14 protein-coding genes are annotated in these 17,268 nt (G+C 31.5%); 3 read left to right on the forward strand and 11 right to left on the reverse strand.

Annotated elements, in window-relative coordinates:
• Nucleotides 1-3: 3 nt before the first annotated feature.
• The 3 genes from NZD85_RS02885 to NZD85_RS02895 all read right to left on the reverse strand — a co-directional run bounded on the left by NZD85_RS02885 (nucleotide 4) and on the right by NZD85_RS02895 (nucleotide 2,850).
• Nucleotides 4-459 (reverse strand): DUF4442 domain-containing protein, encoded by a 456-nt coding sequence (locus NZD85_RS02885; RefSeq protein WP_260543313.1) that lies wholly within the window; start codon nucleotides 457-459, stop codon nucleotides 4-6.
• 283 nt (nucleotides 460-742) lie between these two features.
• A complete protein-coding gene (locus NZD85_RS02890) occupies nucleotides 743-1,324 on the reverse strand; it encodes an acyl-CoA thioesterase (RefSeq protein WP_171621787.1) in 582 nt (193 codons plus the stop codon).
• 23 nt (nucleotides 1,325-1,347) lie between these two features.
• Complete coding sequence (locus NZD85_RS02895; protein ID WP_260543315.1) at nucleotides 1,348-2,850, reverse strand: GH3 auxin-responsive promoter family protein; 1,503 nt, start codon at nucleotides 2,848-2,850, stop codon at nucleotides 1,348-1,350.
• A 348-nt stretch (nucleotides 2,851-3,198) separates the two neighbouring features.
• Here NZD85_RS02895 and porW point away from each other — a divergent pair, with 348 nt between their 5' ends.
• The 3 genes from porW (at nucleotide 3,199) to NZD85_RS02910 (ending at nucleotide 7,459) form a co-directional block, all read left to right on the forward strand.
• The gene (gene porW / locus NZD85_RS02900; RefSeq protein WP_260543317.1) at nucleotides 3,199-5,424 is read left to right on the forward strand and encodes a type IX secretion system periplasmic lipoprotein PorW/SprE; all 2,226 of its coding nucleotides are present in this window, start codon (nucleotides 3,199-3,201) and stop codon (nucleotides 5,422-5,424) included.
• A 96-nt stretch (nucleotides 5,425-5,520) separates the two neighbouring features.
• A complete protein-coding gene (locus NZD85_RS02905; protein ID WP_171621765.1) occupies nucleotides 5,521-6,804 on the forward strand; it encodes an MFS transporter in 1,284 nt (427 codons plus the stop codon).
• 100 nt (nucleotides 6,805-6,904) lie between these two features.
• Nucleotides 6,905-7,459 carry a DUF4303 domain-containing protein gene (locus NZD85_RS02910; RefSeq protein WP_260543322.1) on the forward strand — a complete coding sequence of 185 codons (555 nt, stop codon included), beginning with the start codon at nucleotides 6,905-6,907 and terminating at the stop codon, nucleotides 7,457-7,459.
• Between the two features lie 32 nt (nucleotides 7,460-7,491).
• On the opposite strand, the gene rpoN is transcribed toward NZD85_RS02910, so the two are convergent.
• The 8 genes from rpoN to NZD85_RS02950 all read right to left on the reverse strand — a co-directional run bounded on the left by rpoN (nucleotide 7,492) and on the right by NZD85_RS02950 (nucleotide 17,246).
• Nucleotides 7,492-8,964: an RNA polymerase factor sigma-54 gene (rpoN, locus tag NZD85_RS02915; RefSeq protein ID WP_260543324.1), complete on the reverse strand. Its 1,473-nt coding sequence runs from the start codon at nucleotides 8,962-8,964 to the stop codon at nucleotides 7,492-7,494.
• Between the two features lie 83 nt (nucleotides 8,965-9,047).
• On the reverse strand, nucleotides 9,048-10,496 hold the full coding sequence (gene asnS / locus NZD85_RS02920; protein WP_260543325.1) for an asparagine--tRNA ligase: 1,449 nt from the start codon (nucleotides 10,494-10,496) through the stop codon (nucleotides 9,048-9,050).
• A gap of 213 nt (nucleotides 10,497-10,709) precedes the next feature.
• Nucleotides 10,710-13,121 (reverse strand): DUF5686 family protein, encoded by a 2,412-nt coding sequence (locus NZD85_RS02925; protein WP_260543327.1) that lies wholly within the window; start codon nucleotides 13,119-13,121, stop codon nucleotides 10,710-10,712.
• A 76-nt stretch (nucleotides 13,122-13,197) separates the two neighbouring features.
• Nucleotides 13,198-13,752, reverse strand: coding sequence for a ribosome recycling factor (gene frr, locus NZD85_RS02930; protein WP_188320120.1), 555 nt, complete (start codon nucleotides 13,750-13,752; stop codon nucleotides 13,198-13,200).
• 8 nt (nucleotides 13,753-13,760) lie between these two features.
• On the reverse strand, nucleotides 13,761-14,471 hold the full coding sequence (gene pyrH, locus NZD85_RS02935; protein ID WP_225539923.1) for a UMP kinase: 711 nt from the start codon (nucleotides 14,469-14,471) through the stop codon (nucleotides 13,761-13,763).
• Nucleotides 14,472-14,521: 50 nt separating this feature from the next.
• Nucleotides 14,522-15,289 carry a TatD family hydrolase gene (locus NZD85_RS02940; RefSeq protein WP_260543330.1) on the reverse strand — a complete coding sequence of 256 codons (768 nt, stop codon included), beginning with the start codon at nucleotides 15,287-15,289 and terminating at the stop codon, nucleotides 14,522-14,524.
• Nucleotides 15,283-16,269 (reverse strand): GSCFA domain-containing protein, encoded by a 987-nt coding sequence (locus tag NZD85_RS02945; RefSeq protein WP_225539927.1) that lies wholly within the window; start codon nucleotides 16,267-16,269, stop codon nucleotides 15,283-15,285. Before NZD85_RS02945 ends, NZD85_RS02940 begins: the two co-directional genes overlap by 7 nt.
• A gap of 5 nt (nucleotides 16,270-16,274) precedes the next feature.
• Nucleotides 16,275-17,246 (reverse strand): polyprenyl synthetase family protein, encoded by a 972-nt coding sequence (locus NZD85_RS02950; RefSeq protein WP_171621756.1) that lies wholly within the window; start codon nucleotides 17,244-17,246, stop codon nucleotides 16,275-16,277.
• Nucleotides 17,247-17,268 lie beyond the last annotated feature (22 nt).

Raw genomic sequence — 17,268 nt, forward strand, 5'->3', positions numbered from 1 at the left:
CTATTATTTTTTCTCTCTCAACTTAAACGTCCACGTAAATTGAAATTCAGAAACTACATCTCCTTCCTCGTCTACGCCTTTACTTGTTACGTTTAGAGAAATCCCTTTCTTTGTTTCGATCGCTTCTTTTATAGCCGAATCTATTTTTTCTCCATCTTCACATGTAAACACAATTTTACCAATCGCTTTTTTCAAATACTTTGATTGCATTCCCAAAACCAACATCGAAATGTCTTCACCTGATTTTGCAATTTTAGCATTCGCCATCAAACCAGAAGAAAATTCTGCTGCCATACCTTGCACTGCCCAAAACATACTTTTGAAAGGATTTTGATTGAGAAAACCATATTTCACTTTAGTTGAAACTTTATTTTCTTCCCACGATTCTAAACGAACTCCAGCAATCCACGCAATTGGAATTTGCGTTGTCAAAACAGTTTTAAAAAGTTCTTTATTCATAATTTTATCAAAAAGGTTAATGGACTAAAAGTAAATGTTTTATTTGAATTCTTCAAAAGCAATGTTAATTTATTAGTGTACTTGTTGTTAAAAATTATTGAGCAATACGAAAATTGAAAGAGCGCAACTTATTAAGCATAATATACGTTGGTTACTTTTCAAACCATAAATCTTTGGGGAATAAAAGTATCTCAATTCACCTATCGTATTAAGAAAAAAGAGCAAAAGGATCATAATCTTTTATAAAAAATGGGTTAGAATCATAATGAATCTAACCCAGGTTTTATTTATGTACTTTGACACTTTTAGAAACAGTGTCTTCAAGTTCTATTTTTACCCAATGATTATGCAAAAGATTATCAATTAATTCTTGCGATTTATAATCGATTGTGTCTTTCACTTGCTCTTTTGCATTCGTGTGTTCTTCTTTTCGATGTAAAGCTTTGTAGAAACGACGAACTTCGTTCAAGTTTTTCAAAATTAATTTCGGTGCTTCTGCTTTTTCTCCATTTTCTTCTTTACAAATCATTGTAAAATAAGAAGAGTTACAATGTTTAATTTCACCTGATTGAATGTTTTGACTTTCTACGCGAATACCAACGACAATAGAAGTACGTCCAACATAATTTACTGAAGCTTTTAGCGTCAATAATTCACCCACTTCTACGGGTGTTAAAAAATCTACTCTATCCACGGATGCCGTTACACAATACTTACCTGAATATTTGGAAGCACATGCAAATGCAATTTGATCGAGAAGAGAAAGAATGAATCCACCATGAATTTTTCCACTAAAATTGGAATGCGATGGAAGCATTAATTGCGAAAAAGTTACCAATGAACTTTTTACAGTTTTGTAAATCATTTTATCTGTTGTTGTGTGTGTGTTCAATTTTTTTGTATTAAATTAAGTTGATGAAATTCATCTGCAATATCTCTATTATTCGATAAACGAGGCACTTTATTTTGTCCTCCCAGTTTCCCTATTGATTTCATGTAATGTTGAAAACCATCTTTTTCAACTACCGAAATAATTAAAGAACGAAGTATATTTCCAGTAATCAAATCGTCATAATACGGATTTTGCAAACGCATTTGAATATCTAATTCACGATTAAATTCGGACATATTTTGAGGTTTATGGTCAAATTCTATTAACCATTCGTGATAAGGTAAACCGTCTATAGGATTCACCTGTGGAGCAACTGTAAATTCATTTACACTCGCTGGACACTTTTCTATTGTTTTTTGTAAAGCTTGCTCAACTTCATGACCAATCACATGCTCACCAAAAGCCGAAGTATAATGTTTAATACGTCCAGAAACAACAATTTTGTATGGTTTAGTAGACGTAAAACGAACCGTATCACCTATATTATACCCCCACAAACCTGCATTAGTATTGAGAATAAGCACATAATCTTTTCCGATTTCTACATCTTTTATTGAAATACGAGTTGGTTTTTCATCAAAAAATTCTTCGACTGGAATAAATTCATAAAATATCCCATTATTTAATAACAGTAATAAATCGTCACTTTTTTGTGTATCTTGATAAGCTATAAACCCTTCTGATGCTGGATATGTTTGAATACAGTCAATTTTTCGTCCAATTAACTGATTCACTTTTTCACGATAAGGTTCATAATTCACTCCTCCTGTTACCATTAGTTGTAAATCCTTGAAAATTGATTGAACATTTTCTTTCCCAGAAACTTTAATTAATCTTTCAAAATACATAATCAACCAAGGTGGAATTCCTGAGATTAGTGTCATATTCGCTTTCACTGTTTCGTCAACTACTTTATCTACTTTTGTTTCCCAATCTTCAATGACATTGGTTTCATAAGATGGTAAACGATTTTTTTGTAAATAATTTGGAACAAAGTGCGCACTAATTCCAGAAAGTCGTCCAACTTTCAACCCATTTTTATCTTCTAAAATAGGACTTCCTTGTAAGAAAATCATTTTTCCATTGACAAAACTCGAGTTATTTGTTTCGTGAATATAATGCAACAATGCATTTCTGGCAGAATTTATATGTGTTGGAACAGATTCTTTTGTAAGTGGGATATACTTTGCACCAGAAGTTGTACCAGAAGTTTTTGCAAGATAAAGTGGTTTACCAGGCCATAGCACATCAACTTTTCCCGCAATCACCTCATCAAAATAATGTTTTAAACCTTCGTAATCGTTGACTGGAACATGGTTTTTAAAATCTTCGTACGTATTGATTTGATCAAAATGATGATCTTTTCCAAACGTTGTATTTTTTGCAGCCACAATTAACTCTTTTAGAATTCTGTCTTGAGTTTCAAAAGGATGTTTAATCCATTTTTGTTCTTTATTGACAATGTATTTTGCAAAAATTTTCGCTAAAAAAGCTTTCATGTTGTTCCTTTAAAACATTATTATTGGTCGAATTTAAGTGAATATTCTTAATAATTTAACAACTTTTGTAATGATTTTTCTAACGAAATAAGTAATTACATTAAAGCTAAATTGTTAGCAATCATTTTATAATCTTTCTAATTTAACAAGTGTCTAAATTATCGTTATTCCATATAAAATTATCTTAAATTTCCGAAGGATACAAGATTTTTTCTAATCGAACGTTTTATTGTAGATTTGTTTTTATTCGCTATCATGAAAAAGATTATACTGAGTATTTTCGCCGCTAGTTTTTTAATCGGCTGTTCAACACAAAAAAATAGTTTCAAAAACCGACAATATCATAAGATGACGTCGTGGTTTAATGGGGTATTTAATGCTGAAGACGAATTAGATAAAAAAAATACTGAACTACAGACAAATTATATTGAGAATTACGCTAAGATTTTACCTGTTGGAATAGAATATTTCTCTGTTTCGGATTCGACAAATTTAACTGAATTTAATACACCTAATTTTGGAATTGGAGGTGGAAATCGTAATAATCAGGATAAAGTAGAGAAACCTATAGGATTTGCTGCTGTTGAAGCTAAAGCTGCTAAAGCAATTGAAAAACACTCGATGTTAATTAAAGGACAAGAAAAAAATCCTTTGATGGCTCGTGCGTATCTATTAATTGGAAAATCTCTGTTCTATCAACAAAAATATTTTGAAGCTTTAGATGCCTTAAACTATGTTGTAAAGAATTTTAAAAGTTCTAAATATGCACAAGAGGCAAATGTGTATAAAACAGTTGCCGAAATAAAAGGTGGAAATTATTTTGATGGAGCTGAAACTTTACAAAATTTATACGAAAATGATCCGTATAAAAGTAAAGAGCTAAAAACTATGATTGCGCGAACGTATGCTCAGTTTTTAATTGATCAAAAAAAGTACGAAGAAGCATTAGATCCATTACAAAAAGCAGAATACTACTCATCGAATAAAGAAGAACGAGTGCGTTTATTTTATACAATGGGACAAGTTTTTTCTAAACTTGGAAAACAACAAGAAGCAGGAGAAGCGTTTACAAAAGTGTATAAAATGGCTCCTGGTTTTGACTTAGAAATTAAATCGCAATTAGCGATTGCTGCTAATTTTGATCCTGCAATTAATAACTACGGAAATTACAAACAGAATTTGCTTGATATTGCCAAAAAAGGAATATATACATCAAAGAAAAACGAATTGTATTATGGTATTTCGGAAATGGCTTTTCGTGCAGATAAAATGGATGATGCGGTAGAATACGCCAAACTGAGTTTGAAAGATCCCATGTCTGATCCTTATATTCGTGGGCGCGCTTACGAAAATTATGGTGACATAAAATTCAAGCAAAACGACTATGTGTATGCTTCGGCTTACTACGATTCGGCTCAAACAACTTATAATTTAAAGGAAGATCAAGCAAGAATTCAGCAACGAAATGATGTGTTGAAAAAATTAATGGAAAAACATTATTTGGTTCAGAAAAACGATTCTATTCTAAAAATTGCAAAACTTCCGAAAGAAGAACAAACCAAATTTTTTACAGATTATATTGATAAATTAAAGAAAAAAGAAGAAAAACAAGCGGAAGAAGAACGAAAAGAAATGGAAACTTTTCAATTAGAAACCAAAACATCAAGTTTTACTTCAAGTTTTAATAATGCCGATAAAGGAAAATTTTATTTTTATAATCAAGGTTTAAAATCATCTGGTCAACAGGAGTTTCAACGTATTTGGGGTGGAATTTCGTTGAAAGATAATTGGCGTAATTCTAATGCTATTAGTACCGTAATAGAAGATAAACAGGCCGAATTAACGGGACAGGTTTCTGCTGGAAATCCAAGACGTTTTGAAATTGAGTATTATTTGGAGCAAATTCCTTCTACTACTAAACAATTAAATGATTTAAAAGTTGAACGTGATACAACACAATTAGCTTTAGGAATTGGTTATTTTGATACATTCAATAACAGCGAATTAGCAGGAAAAGAGTTAAAAAAATTGATTGCAACTCCTCCAAAATCAGATGATGTTAAGTTAAAAGCTACGTATCAATTGTATCGTATTTACAAGAATCGCGATCAAAAATTAGAGAATCAATACAAAGAAGAAATCTTAACAAATTATCCAAATACAATTTACGCTGGCTATATTTTGAATCCAGAAGTTGAATACATCACTCCAGAAACAAAAGAAGCTGTAGAAGCATATAAAGTAGCGTATGATTTGTACAAAGAAGAAAAGTATGAAGAAGTAAAGCAAAAAGTTCAAGATGCAATTGTAAAATTTCCGACTGAAATTATTATTGCCAAATTTGTACTTTTAAACGCTTATGCATTGAAACAAACCGCATCTCAAGAAGAGTTTGAGCAAGCTTTGGAAGTTGTTGTTACTGCTTATGATGGAACAGATGAAGCAAAACAAGCGAAAAGATTATTGGAAAAATTACGAAGCCCAAAGCAAAAAGATGAGAATACACCTTTAATAAATGAAAACGAGAATACACAAAAAGTACTCGATAAAGAACCTGTAAGAAGAAAAAAATAATCCAATTCATCATAGATAAAATTTTCAGACTTAAAATTTTATTTAAAAAATATTAATTAATTATTTTTAAGTTAACAACAATTCTATCAAAAATTTATGAATACAAAAGATAATCCCAAACTGATAAAAGCTTGGATTTCTTACGATTGGGCAAATTCTGTTCATTCTTTGGTTATTGCTTCTGCTATTTTCCCCGTTTATTATACTGCAATGACCTATGATACGGACAACAATCCGATCAAGTTCTTAGGTCTATTACCAGAATCAGCGTTCAATTTTTCGTTGGCGATTGCTTTCTTTTTTGTCATCGTTTTATCACCAGTTTTGTCATCAATTGCTGATTTAATTGGGAATAAAATCAAATTTCTTCGTTTTTTTTGCTACTTAGGTTCTTTTTCATGTATTGGAATGTTTTTCTTTACATCGAGCGATTTGGTTTGGTTGGCTTTATTGCTCAACATCACCGCAAGTATTGGTTTTTGGGGAAGTTTGGTGTTTTACAATGCCTATTTACCAGAAATTGTTTCGGAAGAGAAAATGGATAAAGTTTCGGCACAAGGTTATATGTTTGGTTACATTGGATCAGTTATTTTATTGACAATTTGTTTGGCAATGATACAATTTGCGCCAGAAGAAAATCAAGGTATGTTTACACGAATAAGTTTCTTATTAACAGGTGTTTGGTGGTTAGGTTTCGGACAAATTGCATTAAGTAAATTACCCAATCACAAATTTGAACGAGAAATTCCAAAAGACATCATCAAGTCAAGTTTTAGAAATTTGAAACTTACTTTTCACGACCTCAATCAATACAAAAACATTCGTGTATTTTTAGCTGGCTTTTTCTTTTATAGCTTAGCGATGCAAACCATCTTCTTAATGGCCGCCATGTTTGGAAGCTCAGAAATTGGAATGCAATCTACGGAATTAATTATGACTATATTATTAATTCAAATCGAAGCTGTATTAGGCGCATGGTTTTTCTCTTATTTATCAGGAAAAATCGGCAATAAAAAGACATTACTTATCGGTATATTCATCTGGATCATAACCTGTATTATAGGTTATTTAATCAATAAAAACGATCCAAATGTCAAAACACAATTCTATATTATGGCTGCAATGGTTGGTTTGGTAATGGGCGGTTTACAAGCTTTATCACGTTCAACATATGCAAAATTATTACCTGAAACAGAAGATACAACAACCTATTTTAGTTTTTATGATGTATTCGAAAAATTTGCTTTATTTTTAGGTTTAGTTATTTATGGTTTATTGATAGAATATTCGGGCGGAATGAAAGCTTCTGCGCTTGCAATGGGTGTTTCATTTGCGATCAGTTTTGTTATTTTATTGTTCTATAAGATGGAAAAGAAATAAAAATTTGTCTTAAAAAAATAAATCAACAAATTTTTAATATATAGAGAATTTCACTACATTTCAAGAAGAATAATAACAGCCAAATAAAAAATATAAATGAATGGATTTCAATGAATTCAAAAATAAATTAGCTCAATCTACCAAACAAGCCTTTTTAGAAATTTATAACGAAAATCCTTCACAAGACCTATATGCCTTTGCTTTGTGCAATAATGAGTCGAAAATAGCCATTCACCCTTCTGCAAATTCTACTGAATATTTGGAACAGGTTGCGGATGAGGACGATTTTCATTTCTACAAATTCGAGCCTTCTGAATGGAAATTTGATTATCTGGGAGCAAAAGAATCTTTTAATGAAATCAATCAAATCTGTAAAGAAATTGCTGATGAACATGACGATGATGAAGATTGGTTTTACCAGTTCCAAAATCAATTAAATGAAAAATGTATTGAAGTTTTACACGAATTAAAAGAAGAACAGTTCTTTTCTAAATTAACTGGAAAAGATATTTTCTTAAATTTTTCTGTGATAGACGATGATTTGAATAAAGATATTCAACGAAAAATTATCACTCAATTAAATGATAATCAATACAAAGATGATTATTTTGAATGGATGACAACTTGGGATAAAAACAAAAAAAGAGCTTTATAAAAAGCTCTTTTTTTTGATATAAATTGAATTTCTTAAATTTCTTTTCTTAATCTCGCAACTGGTATGTTTAATTGTTCGCGGTATTTTGCAATTGTACGACGAGCAATTGGATAACCTTTTTCTTTTAGAATTTCTGTTAACTTTTCATCTGTTAAAGGCTTACGCTTGTCTTCATCCGCAATTACATCTTGTAAAATACGTTTTATTTCGCGAGTAGATACTTCTTCTCCGTCATCATTAGTTAACGATTCTGAGAACAAATCTTTTATCAAAAATGTTCCGTAAGGTGTTGTTACATATTTAGAATTTGCCACACGAGAAACTGTCGAGATATCCATTCCAATTCGATCCGAAATATCTTTTAAAATCATTGGCTTGATTTTCGTTTCGTCACCCGTTAGGAAATATTCTTTTTGAAATTTCATTATCGCTTCCATCGTATACAAAAGCGTATTACGACGTTGCTGAACCGCATCAATAAACCATTTTGCAGAGTCTAACTTTTGTTTAACAAACATCACAGCCTCTTTCTGTTGTGTCGATTTATTTTCGGTTTTTTTGTATGTATCTAACATTTCTGCAAACGCACTCGAAATTTTCAATTCAGGTACATTACGTCCATTTAAAGACAATTCTAAATCACCATCGTTAATATGAATTGTAAAATCTGGCGTTATTTGCTCTACAATTTTACTACTACTCGAAAATGATTTTCCTGGTTTCGGATTCAAACGTTCAATCTCCGAAATTGCATCACGCAATTCATCATCATCTACATCATATTTTGCCATCAATTTCGAATAATGTTTTTTTGTAAATGCATCAAACGATTCTGAAATTAATTTTTCGGCTAATTCTACTGCTTCTGTTTGATTTTTATTTTCTAATTGAATCAATAAACATTCTTGCAAATCACGCGCACCTACTCCAACTGGATCCATTCTTTGAATATAATTAATCAACAAATTTTCGACCTCTTCTGGCGAAGTATAAATATTAAGTGAAAATGCCAAATCATCTACCAAAGATTTAATATCACGACGCATATAACCGTCGTCGTCAATATTTCCTAAGATAAATTCACCGATTTGAAATTGTTCTGAAGTCAATCGATAAGTGTACAGTTGTGAGGTTAAAAACTCGATAAAACTCTCTCCTTGAGCATAAGGAACAGATTTATCTTCATCGTCGTCACTATAATTGTTTGTATATGTTTTATAATTTGGGACATCATCATCGCTCAAATAATCATCAATATTGATATCACTTGTATCGATAACCTGTTCATCGCCATATTCATCATTCTGATTATCCCATTCTTCCTGCTCTCCTCCATAATCATCATCGTATTCAGAAGATTGATCATCCAAAGCAGGGTTTTCTTCCAACTCTTCCTTTACGCGTTGTTCAAAAGCAACCGTAGGAAGTTGAACCAACTTCATTAATTGAATTTGTTGAGGCGATAGTTTTTGTTGTAATTTTAAATTTAATTCCTGCTTTAACATATTTTGGGTTTTGGCTTATATAAAAAACGGATTTAGCTTAAAGTTACAATATTTAAGCATAAATCCGTGTAAATTATTTCTTATTAAAATTCCGCATTGTTCGGCGTTCTCGGGAAAGGAATAACATCACGAATGTTACCCATTCCAGTTACAAATAATACCAAACGCTCTAAACCTAATCCGAAACCAGAATGTGGTACAGAACCGAAACGTCTTGTGTCGCGGTACCACCATAATTCTTCTTTATCAATTCCGAATTTTTCCATTTTTTCATCTAAAACTTCTAAACGCTCTTCACGCTCAGAACCTCCGATAATTTCTCCAATACCAGGGAATAAAACGTCCATTGCACGAACTGTTTTTCCATCATCATTCATACGCATATAGAATGCTTTGATTTCCGCTGGATAATCAAATAAAATCACAGGTGTTTTAAAATGTTTTTCAACTAAATAACGTTCGTGTTCTGACTGTAAATCTGCTCCCCAACCTTCGATTGGATATTTAAACTTACCTTTTTTATTTGGTTTAGAATCTTTTAAGATATCAATTGCTTCTGTATAGCTTAAACGAATAAATTTGTTGTTTAATACATATTCTAAACGCTCGATTAATCCTAATTCAGAACGCTCAGCTTCTGGTTTTTGTTTTTGTTCTTTATCAAATCGTTCAGCTAAGAATTTCAAATCATCTTGACATGTTTCCATTGCGTAAGTGATGACAGATTTCATGAAATCTTCTGCCAAATCCATATTTTGATCTAAACGGAAAAACGCAACTTCAGGCTCTATCATCCAGAATTCAGCTAAGTGACGAGATGTGTTCGAGTTTTCTGCACGGAAAGTAGGTCCAAATGTATAAATTTTACCTAATCCCATTGCTGCAGTTTCTCCTTCTAATTGTCCAGAAACCGTTAAGTTCGTCGCTTTACCAAAGAAATCTTGTGTATAATCTACTTTCCCTTCTTCGTTTTTAGGTAGGTTATCCATATCTAAGTTAGTGATATGAAACATTTCTCCTGCTCCTTCAGCATCAGAACCTGTGATAATAGGCGTATTGATGTAACAAAATCCATTTTCGTTGAAATACTTGTGAATACCAAACATTAAGGCATTACGAACACGCATTGTTGCAGCAAAAACATTTGTTCTGAAACGTAAATGCGCTTGCTCTCGCAAAATCTCTAAACTGTGCTGTTTTGGTTGTAAAATAGTTCCTTTTAAATCTTCTGACGGCGCAGTTCCTAAAACTTTGATTTCTTTCGCAATGATTTCAATCTCTTGACCTGCTCCTTCACTTTCTACGACTTCTCCTTTTACTTGTAAAGACGCAGCTGTAGAAATTTGTTTTATAATCGACTCGTCAAAATTTTCGAAATCTATTACTACTTGAATATTATTAATTGTAGAACCGTCATTCAACGCGATGAAACGATTACTTCTGAACGATCTTACCCATCCATTTACAACTACTTCCTGTAGCAACAAATCCTTGCCTTTTTCTAATAAGGCTTTAATTCCGTACGATTGCATATTTTTTTAATTTATCCTTACAAATTTAGTTATTATTTAAAGTTATAAAAATTATAGGCATAATTTTTGCGAATATTTTTTAACCAACCTAAAAATCCTTTACAATTTCAATAAAAATGTAAAGGATTTTTGATTTTAGTTTATTTTTTGAAGTGATTTTAGCTTTTAAAATGATCGATTATGAAGCGAGTTCAGAATGACATCATCCTTATCCTACAAGAAATTCAAATTAACCGTTAATTTTAAATAGAAATTATCTTGGAATTTTTCTTCTGAATATGCACCTAAACGATAGAAAGCGCCTAAACCAAATGTTTTGAAAATTAAATTATTTACTTCAACTCCTGTTTCGTGGTAATAATGATTCAATGTTTTAAACTCTAAATTTTGATGATCTGCTCTATCTTCCATATCCCCTAAAACACCACGGTAAACAAATTGAGGGAAAATAATTCTGTTTCCAACCTTCACACCAGCAAAAATATGTTTCAACTGAAAAGATACAAATTTATCCGAATAAAATTCTCCTGGTCGCATTGTTTCGAAATTTGTTAAACCTCCAACACCAAAGTTAGCAACATCATTTCGTTTTGCATTACCTTGTCCTTCGAACAAGTTCATCAACGGCATTTTACCTTCAACCCAACCTGCGTTGATGTTTAAATTGGTTTTACCTACACGCGTATCAAAAACATCAAAGTAAGAAACATTAAAACGCAATGGATTATAGTCCGAATTGAACACATCCCAATATTTGGTTAGTGTTGCATAGAAAACAGATTTACCACTATTAACAGTCACTTTTCCGTAGGGCGTTCTGATAAATTTGTCTTTTGGTGCAAAACGAATTGCTAATTGCGTGTTATACAAATCGTACCAACCATTCGTATTTAAGAATGAATAATTAAATTCTGCTTGTTGTTTTTCGTAATTTGTCGAAATATTGAAGGTTACATTCTTAAATATATCTTGTTCATAACCAAAAGAATATCGTTTAAAAGAAAAATATTCGCGGTTATAAATATTGCTAAATGCACCACTGATTAAACGTGTATAATTTGATTGTAATAAAATTGGAGTTTTTCCAGAAGCAGAAACATCTTGTGAATATTTTGCGAAAATTCGACCTGAATAAGGTTTATTCACAAAATAATCTCCTCCAAAACCAAACTTGAATATTTCGTCTTTAAAACCGTAAGCAGAATACGCATTCAATGAATATTTGTCGCTCCAGTTTTCGTTTGTATTAAAAGCAGCCCCAAGTCGAAAACCTTCGTAATCATTAAACGCTAAAATTTTTGTCAAATCAAGATCAACTTTTCCTAACGATAATTTTCCTCCTGAATTGATAATACGCATTAACTTCATTTGACGTTCTAATTTATATTTATTGCCAATACTATCAATTGTTGTGTAGGTATTTCGCTCTTTATTTGACAACGAATTATCTCGATAATCTTCCATCACATTATCCCATTTCTTTTCGTTCATATTTTGAAACGAAATTTCGTCTTCGTAACCTAAAAATTCATTACGCTTAAAATGAGCTGGATTTTGAATATCCTTGAAAGTTGTTTCGAGATTAATCCATATTTTTTCTTTTTTATCTATAAAATCGTCTGATGCTAATTTTTCAGTAACCTTGAAATTTCCGGCCTCCATGCGATATTTTTGCTGATTCGGCACCCAAGTTCCATTGTTCAGTTTCCAATCAGCTTCTAACTCCGCAACATAATTGGCACTTGTATTTTCTCCTTCGAATTTGATTAAAGCATTAGTTTTGTCATCAATCCAAAGCGTTCCTTTGATCTGACGTTTTTCTGATTTGATAGATGGAAAAAAGCTAACAACTGCTGTTTTTCTTCCTTCAATAAAAATATCTTCTTTAAAACCATAACGGTAATGAGAAAGACCTTCTCTACTTATAGGATTAACAATTCCATTGAAGAAAAAATTGATTTTATCTTGATCAAAATTAAATGCAATCGGTTGCATTGCCAAATATTCATATAACGGAGAACGCATACCAGAAATTCGAGAAGATTGAACGATATTTTTCAAACCTAATCGTTTCGAAACTTTATGATCCATCGCACGTTCACCTAAAAATAAGTGGCTATTATCTAACAGTTTTTTCCATTGATTATTGACAGAATCCTTTTGATTCTGTGGTTGAATAATATAAGGAATCGAATCATTATTTACTGTACTCCAGAATTTGGTGTATGATTTCAAAAAGATATTACCTCCTTTTTTGATCGTGTTTTTGGATTGATTTCGAATGGCTTTGATGATGATATTTCGTCCTACAGAATCGTTAGTGGTAAAGGTTACCTCATCTAAACTAATGAAAGATGGTTTCATCATAATTTCGACTATTTTTTTTCCGTTAGTCTGAATACTTTCTGTAAAATATCCGTTTTTTATCACATCAATAAAATGAATTGAATCGTTGATGTTCAATTCTCCCAAATCATCTGTTTGACCAAGAAATTGTTTTGTATCGCTATAAATGTTAGCACCTGTTAAACGAAATTCATCTTGAGCATCGAAAACTCTTACTTTTATTTGAGCAAATGCAGCAATTGAAATACAGAAATTTAGCAAGAATAAATAGTTCTTCATTTTTTGAAATTGATTATGCAAATAAATAAAAAAAGCAGCGAAACGCTGCCTTAAAATATCTTTTTTTCTTGAAAGATTAAACTTTCATGATTTCAGCTTCTTTTTTCGTTAAAGCTTCTTCTAATTTCTTAGAAAACTTATCCGTTAATCCTTGTACACGTGTTTCGTAATCTTTCACCATGTCTTCAGATGCATCTTTTGTACTTTTCAGCGCTTTGTTTGCATCTTGACGAGCATTACGAATAGAAACTTTTGCATTTTCCATTTCAGCTTTCGCCATTTTCACCAACTCTTTACGACGCTCTTCTGTTACTGGTGGAATACTAATAATAATAGAATCTCCATTGTTAGAAGGTGCAAAACCTAAATTAGCATTAATTATTGCTTTTTCGATTTCACCAATTAAATTTCTTTCGTACGGTTGAATGCTCAATGTCATTGCATCTGGTGTATTTACGTTTGCAATTTGAGTTAACGGAGATAAACTACCGTAATAATCAACACGAACTGAACTTAACATAGCAGGAGTTGCTTTACCTGCTCTTAATTTGTCAAATGCAACATTTAAGTGATCAACTGTTCCTTGCATTTGTTCCTTTGCCGTTTCTAAAATTAGATCTAATTCTTCCATTTCGGGATTTATTTATTTGTTACAAGAGTACCTACGTTTTCTCCTAATATTAATTTTTTCAAGTTACCATCTGTATTCATATCAAATACAATAATAGGTAAATTATTCTCTTCACTCAAAGTAAAAGCTGTCATATCCATTACTTTTAAGTTTTTATCGTACACTTCTTGATAAGAAATTGTTTCAAATTTTTCTGCAGATGGATCTTTTTCTGGATCAGCTGTATAAATTCCATCCACACGTGTTCCTTTCAAAATAACATCTGCTTGTGTTTCAATTGCTCTTAATACAGCAGCTGTATCTGTTGTAAAGTACGGATTTCCTGTTCCAGCTCCAAAAATTACTACACGACCTTTTTCTAAATGACGCGTCGCTCTTCTTTTGATAAATGGTTCTGCAATTTGTTCCATACGAATAGCTGTTTGTAAACGCGTATTAACTCCAGCATCTTCCAAAGCTCCTTGTAATGCCATACTATTTATCACGGTAGCCAACATTCCCATGTAATCTCCTTGTACGCGATCCATACCAGAAGCTACACCCTGAACACCTCTAAAAATATTACCTCCTCCAATTACGATTGCCACTTCGCAACCAAGTTCTGCTACTTCTCTAATTTGTTGAGCATATTGTTTCAGCATATTTGGATCGATACCATATTGTAAATCTCCCATTAATGCTTCTCCACTTAATTTAAGTAATATTCTTTTGTATTTCATTTTGTCAAAGGTTTTCTTTTGCAAATATAATTTTTCTATTCTGATTTTTCCTAACGTTCGAAAATGTCTAATGCATTTTTTGTTGTAATTGTTGCTATTTCAGCTGGTGTTTTGTGATAAATATCTACTAATTTATCACAAATATATGTTAGATAACTACTTTCATTTCGTTTCCCTCGAAACGGAACTGGCGCTAAATAAGGTGAATCTGTTTCGAGAACGATATGATTGATGTCAAAATCACCTAAAAATTGATCTATTTTACCATTTTTAAATGTTACGACTCCTCCAATTCCTAATTTTAAATTGAAATCAATTGCACGTTGCGCATCTTCTTTTGTTCCTGAAAAGCAATGAAAAATTCCGAATAATTTTTCGTCTTTCACTTCCTCTAATACTTCAAAAACTTCGTTGAATGCATCACGACAATGAATCACAATTGGTAAATTCTTTTCTTTTGCCCATTCAATCTGCGTTTTAAATGCATCTTGTTGTGTTTTTAGAAATTCTTTTTCCCAATACAAGTCGATTCCAATTTCACCAATCGCTTTAAATGAACGTTTGTCAATCCATTCGCGAACATGAGTTAATTCCTCTTCTATTGTGTCTGGATGAACCGAACACGGATGCAATCCCATCATCGCAAACATCGAACCTTGATGCTGAGCTTCTAATGCCAACATTTTGTCTGTATAACTTTTGTCGATTGCAGGCAAATAAAATCGCTCTACTCCATTTTCTTTTGCTCGCGCAATTACTTCATCTCTATCATTTTCAAATTGTTCTGAATAAAGATGTGTATGTGTATCAATTAACATTGTTTTAATTTTGATCTTAAACATTCTTTTTCAAGCGAAAAATCAAGCTGATTGTCTTTTTCTAATTCATTCATCAAAGCAATTGTTTTAACTAAAAATTTTTGATGATTTTCTGATTCTTCATTAAAAGGATGATGATTCATCGCTGAAATGACTTTGTTTATTTTTTGATTAATAGTATGTGTTGATTGCTCTAAATAAGTTACTGAAAACTTTTCCCAAATGTAATCAACTGCCTGTTTAGAAGGATGAATAAGATCTTCTTTAAAAAAACGATAATCTCTCAAATCATCCAAAACCAATTCGTAAGACGGAAAATAGTCAACTTGATTATATTGAAGATTCAGTTGATACAAAGCATCTATTAATCTTGCTTTGCTTACATTATTTTCGATTATTCCATCTTTTGTATGACGAACTGGACTAACTGTTGTAATCAATCTGATGTTTGGATTAATTTTCTTCAAATCTGAAACAATTAATTCTAACGATTTTAGATTTTCTTCAGTAGTCAACAATTTTTTTTCAAATTGTTTTGCCTCAACTTTATGACAGTTTGCAACAATTTGATTGGTGTTTTTCCATTCGTAAATCCATGAAGTTCCCAAGGTTATCATTACAACATCACAAGAGTAAATAAACTGATAAACTTGCTCCAGAGTTGAATTTAATCTCTCTAAAACTTCAACTTTTGTAAGTGCATTAAACGACGAATGTACATCAAAACAGAAAAATTCTTCTCCATTCTGATGTACATCTGCAGTTGTAAAGTATTTTTTATGAATGCTTCTTTCGATTAATTTTTGAATAGAAATTGTATTAAAAATTACGCCAAACGGATTAACACATGCATTAAATTTTAAATCGACTAAATATTTTCCAATTTCGTCTGAAAAGCAAGAACCAATCGTCAAAATTTGATGTTGATGATGCAGCTTAAAATCAGAAGGTTGAATTTGGAAAGTCGTTCTAAATTGCATTTTTCTTATCCTTGACGATCAATTAAAACTTCACTCAATTCTCTTAAATACGTTTTTCGTTCTTCTGGAACATCAATTTGATCCAAATAACTATGCGCTTTATTAGTATATTCTCTAATTAAGGTCGATAATTTACGGTTTACATTCAGCTTTCTGAATAATTTTTCTACCGCATATACCTTATCTATATTATCGGTATTTGAACTATACCAATATAATAACTCTTCCTTTTCTTCTTCATTTGCAGCCTCTAAAGCTGAAATATAAAGAATTGTTTTCTTATTCTCGAAAATATCACCGGCATGTTTTTTACCTAAATGTTCAAGGCTACCAAACACATCCAAATAGTCATCTTTCAACTGATATGCAATACCTAAATTCAAACCATATTGGTATAATTTATCTGCATCTTCTTCAGAAGCATTTCCAATCATTGCACCTAATTTTAGGGCACAACCAAGTAAAACACTTGTTTTAAGAGAGATCATTTTGATATAATCTTCATACGAAACATTTAATTTCGTTTCGTAATTAACATCCAATTGTTGTCCTTCACAAACCTCTAAAGCTGTATGTGAAAAAAGTTTCGTAGAACGCTTAAACAATTCAGGTTCCATATCTTCTAAATATTGATAAGCTTTTACCAACATGGCGTCACCAGAAAGAATTGCTGTATTCAATCCAAATTTTTCATGAACAGTCGCTTTGTTTCTTCTCAAAGAAGCATTATCCATAATATCGTCGTGCATCAACGAAAAATTATGAAAAAACTCGATTGCTAAAGAAGGTTTCAATGCTTTTTGAACATCACCATCAAACAAATCAGTTCCCAATAAAGTCAAAATTGGACGAATTCTTTTACCTCCAATATTCAAAATATAATCCATTGGTTCGTATAATTCTTCTGGATTTTTAGAAAATGGATTGTTATCGATTGTTTCGGAAATTAATTCGTGAAATTTATCAAATGAGTACATAGTTTGATTTTTGTAAAATTAA

Origin of the sequence: Empedobacter stercoris, assembly GCF_025244765.1 — a bacterium.
In the GTDB taxonomy this organism is placed as follows: Bacteria; Bacteroidota; Bacteroidia; order Flavobacteriales; family Weeksellaceae; genus Empedobacter; species Empedobacter stercoris.